At 62.3% G+C, this 3631-nt stretch carries 5 protein-coding genes; 3 read left to right on the forward strand and 2 right to left on the reverse strand.

Annotated features, from left to right (window positions below; genetic code table 11):
• On the reverse strand, positions 1-515 hold a 515-nt coding region (locus AC1DT3_RS14870; protein ID WP_477466020.1), incomplete at its 3' end, for a cold-shock protein.
• A 109-nt stretch (positions 516-624) separates the two neighbouring features.
• Positions 625-1380: an SIR2 family NAD-dependent protein deacylase gene (locus tag AC1DT3_RS14875; protein WP_477466021.1), complete on the reverse strand. Its 756-nt coding sequence runs from the start codon at positions 1378-1380 to the stop codon at positions 625-627.
• Positions 1381-1437: 57 nt separating this feature from the next.
• Between AC1DT3_RS14875 and AC1DT3_RS14880 the strand changes: the two genes are divergently transcribed.
• The 3 genes from AC1DT3_RS14880 to AC1DT3_RS14890 form a co-directional block, all read left to right on the forward strand.
• Entirely contained in the window at positions 1438-2415 is a 978-nt protein-coding gene (locus tag AC1DT3_RS14880) for an acetyltransferase domain-containing protein (protein WP_477466022.1), read from the forward strand.
• A 147-nt stretch (positions 2416-2562) separates the two neighbouring features.
• Complete coding sequence (locus AC1DT3_RS14885) at positions 2563-3189, forward strand: 2-dehydro-3-deoxy-6-phosphogalactonate aldolase (protein ID WP_477466023.1); 627 nt, start codon at positions 2563-2565, stop codon at positions 3187-3189.
• A gap of 43 nt (positions 3190-3232) precedes the next feature.
• The coding region (locus tag AC1DT3_RS14890; RefSeq protein WP_477466024.1) for a YbfB/YjiJ family MFS transporter at positions 3233-3631 on the forward strand (399 nt) is incomplete at its 3' end.

Genomic DNA, 3631 nt, shown 5'->3' on the forward strand with positions numbered 1-3631 from the left:
TTGAGTTCTGCGATGCCGTAGCGCCGCAAGGTTTCCATATGAACGAAAATATCGGGACTGCCCTCCCCTTGCGAGAGGAAGCCGAAGCCGCGCAAACGGTTGAACCATTTCACCACTGCGGGCTCGAGGCCGCTGGTTGGCGTGACCTGCTCGTGTGTACGCGCAAGGGGAAGCTCCGACGGGTGGAGCGCGGTCGATTGGTCAAGAGACAGGATACGGAAAGCCTGCAGACCGCGCGCCTTCTGCACGGCCTCAACGACGATCTGGGCGCCTTCGTTGGCAGCCTGATACCCATCGCGTCGCAGGCAGGTGACATGCAGGAGTACGTCCGGCATGCCGTTGTCGGGAACGATGAAACCAAAGCCCTTCGCGACGTCGAACCACTTGATGCGGCCGCTGACCTGAACGAGCTCCAGCGCGCCGTCGCCTGCAACGTCCTGGCCGGCCTCGCGGTCCTGGTCGAAAGCGTCGGCCCTTCGCGCGCTGAATGAATTGGCACCAAAATCGTTCGACATGAAGAAACCCATACTCGAATCAAGGTCACGATTCTTAATGAGAAGATAACACCGTCCTGAATCCGGGAAAGCCCGAAACGACAATTTCTCGTCGAGGCCCGGATTTTCCTTAATTTTGCAACGGTTCCAGCGTGGTTCCGATGTCCGCGTGGATCACGAGATCCGCCAAATCGTCCAGGGGTGTCGGTTCCCTATTGAGGATGACCAGTGTTGCGCCCTGCCGTTTCGCCAGCACGGGTACGGCAGCTGCCGGATAGACCACCAGCGACGAGCCGACCACGAGGATCAGGTCGCAGCGTTCGGCGAGGGCGTAGGCTCTCGTCATCGCATCTGCTGGCATCGGCTGCCCAAAGGAAATGGTCGCCGATTTGAGAATGCCACCGCAGCTCGCACACACGGGCGGAGTACCGGTCGTCTCCAATGTCTTGCGTATTGGCCCGAGGTCGTGCCTCTGCCCGCAGCCCAGGCACCGGGCGTAGGTTCCGTTGCCATGAAGTTCCACGATGCGGTCTGCTGGAATCCCAGAGGCTTGATGGAGACCGTCAATGTTCTGGGTGACGACCGCCATCATCTTGTTCGAGGCAACGAGTGATGCGAATGCGGCATGGCCGCGATTGGGACGGGCACCGGCGTAGAGATCGTCCATCGCGAATTTGCGGCGCCATGCCTCTTTCCGTGCCGCTTCGCTCGCCATGAACGAGTCGAACGGAATCGGCCTGTGAGTTCGCCACGGACTGTTGGGCGAGCGGAAATCAGGCACGCCGCTCTCGGTGGAAATCCCCGCCCCCGTGAATCCCATCATGGCATCGGCTTCGCCGATGAGTTGCTGCAATTGGGCAATCGCGTTCGGGACAACATGCGTCATGCGGATTGATATGGGCCTCGCGCTGTCCTACGCCATGGTCATGAGGGGTTGGATATCTTGAACGATTCATCACCACCGCAGATCGCCGCATCGCAGCGATGGGACGTCATCGATGTCGCCCGAGGCCTCGCGATCTGCGCGATGGTCGTGTATCATTTCAGCTGGGATCTCAGTTACCTGAAGCTGATTTCGACAAACGTGGTTGAAGATCCGGGCTGGCGTTGGTTCGCCCGTGCAATCGCCGGATCGTTCCTGGTGCTCGTGGGTGTAAGTCTCGCGCTCGCGCATGCCAGAGGCTTTCGGCGCAGAGCCTTTCTGCGCCGCCTGTCGCGGATTGCCGGATCCGCCGCTCTCGTCACGTTGGTAACCTACTTCGCCTTTCCAGAGAGCTATATCTTCTTCGGAATTCTTCACTGCATCGCGGTGTCCAGTCTGTTCGCCCTGCCATTCCTGCGGCTGCCGACTTGGCTCACGCTGATCGTCGCGATCGGTGTATTCGCAACCCCCTTCGTGCTGACCAGTCCCGCGTTTGACGCGCCTTGGCTCGATTGGCTCGGGCTCGGATTGTTTGCGCCGGCGACCAACGACTACGAGCCAATCTTTCCGTGGTTCGCGATGGTTCTACTCGGCCTCGTCCTAGGGCGCGGTCTTCTGTCGTCGGAGACCGGCCAGTTCCTCGCCGGGTGGAGCGCGAGAGACGCGGTTTCACGGGGTTTGATCTGGGCCGGGCGCAAAAGCCTGCCGATCTACCTTCTTCATCAGCCGATCCTCATGGCCCTGCTCTTTGGCATTCTGCAGATGACCGGACCGAACCCCGTCGCCGAGGCGCGACCGTTCATGGCCGAATGTCAGGCGAGCTGCACCGCGGGTAACAGCGACGCCGCCTCTTGCCGCGCGCTCTGCTCGTGCGTGGTGACCGATTTGCGCAAGAGCGACCTGTGGTCGAGAGTGCTGGCCGACACCGTGGCAAGTGACGACCAGCGGAGGATTTCCCAGTCGGTCCAGCAATGCCTGCGGAGTGCGGTCCCGCAGTAGGGTCCGTTCGCGCATGTGGGGGTTGCAGCCAGGCGATGCGGAGGCGCTTGCCCGGCCCGCCGCGAAGGCGCATGACAGGTCGCCCGGACACGTCGAATGCTTCGCAGGCTGATGCGCGGGATGCGACTACCTCGAGGAGATTGAAACGTGCTTCAAGAATTCCTGGCGGATCTTCCTCTCGTCGCAATTTTGCGCGGACTGACGCCGGACAATGCCGAAGCCGTCGGGACCACGCTTGTCGAAGCGGGTTTCAAGATCATCGAAGTTCCGCTGAACTCGCCGCAGCCGTTTCGCAGCATCGAAGTCCTGGCGCGGGCGGTGCCAAAGGATATTCTCATCGGCGCCGGCACGGTCCTCGACACGGCTAGCGTGGACGGGGTGCACGATGTCGGCGGTCGCCTTATCGTCATGCCCCACGCGGATCTTGAAGTCATTCGGCATGCGAAGGCTCACAACCTCCTCTGCACCCCGGGTGTCGCAACGCCGACCGAGGCCTTTGCGGCGCTCAGGGCCGGCGCTGACGCCATCAAGATCTTTCCCGCCGAAACGGTCCCGCCGCACGTCGTGAAGGCCTGGCGCGCCGTCTTGCCCGTGAAGACGATCGTCCTGCCCGTCGGCGGCATCCGTCCGGAGACCATGCGCGCGTACGTCGATGCGGGAGCATCCGGGTTCGGCCTGGGTTCCGCTCTCTTCACGCCCGACATGACGATTGACGATATTGCGCGCAACGCCCGCGCGTTCGTTGCGGCTTGGCAGGACATCAAACCGGTCTGAAGCCGCCATGCGTTCCGGTTCGCCACAACTACGGATGACGACCATGCCCGGCGCCTTGACAGTCGCGGTCGCCGGCATGATCTCGCTCGCGACGGCGATGGGCATAGGCCGGTTTGCCTTCACGCCCCTCCTGCCGATGATGCTGAACGACCGAGTGATCGACTTGTCGGCGGGCAGTTGGCTCGCCACCGCGAACTACGTCGGCTATCTCGCTGGAGCCCTGCTGTGCACCTTCCAGCCCTGGATATGGTCGCGGTTTCCGCAACTGCCGCGCCTCACCAGCGCCGGCCTCGTACGTGCGGGGCTCGTCGCCACCTGCATCCTCACCCTGGGAATGGCCGTCCACGCGCCTGGTCTCTGGCCCTATCTGCGCTTTCTCGCCGGAGTGGGGAGTGCGATCGTATTCGTCTTCACCTCCAGCTGGTGCATGGTCCAATTGGCC

The organism is Microvirga sp. P4_G7, from assembly GCF_056401005.1.

Excerpts from the sequence above, each read along its gene's own strand:
- AC1DT3_RS14875 (WP_477466021.1), bottom strand. The coding sequence starts at position 1,380 with ATGACGCATGTTGTCCCGAACGCGATTGCCCAATTGCAGCAACTCATC.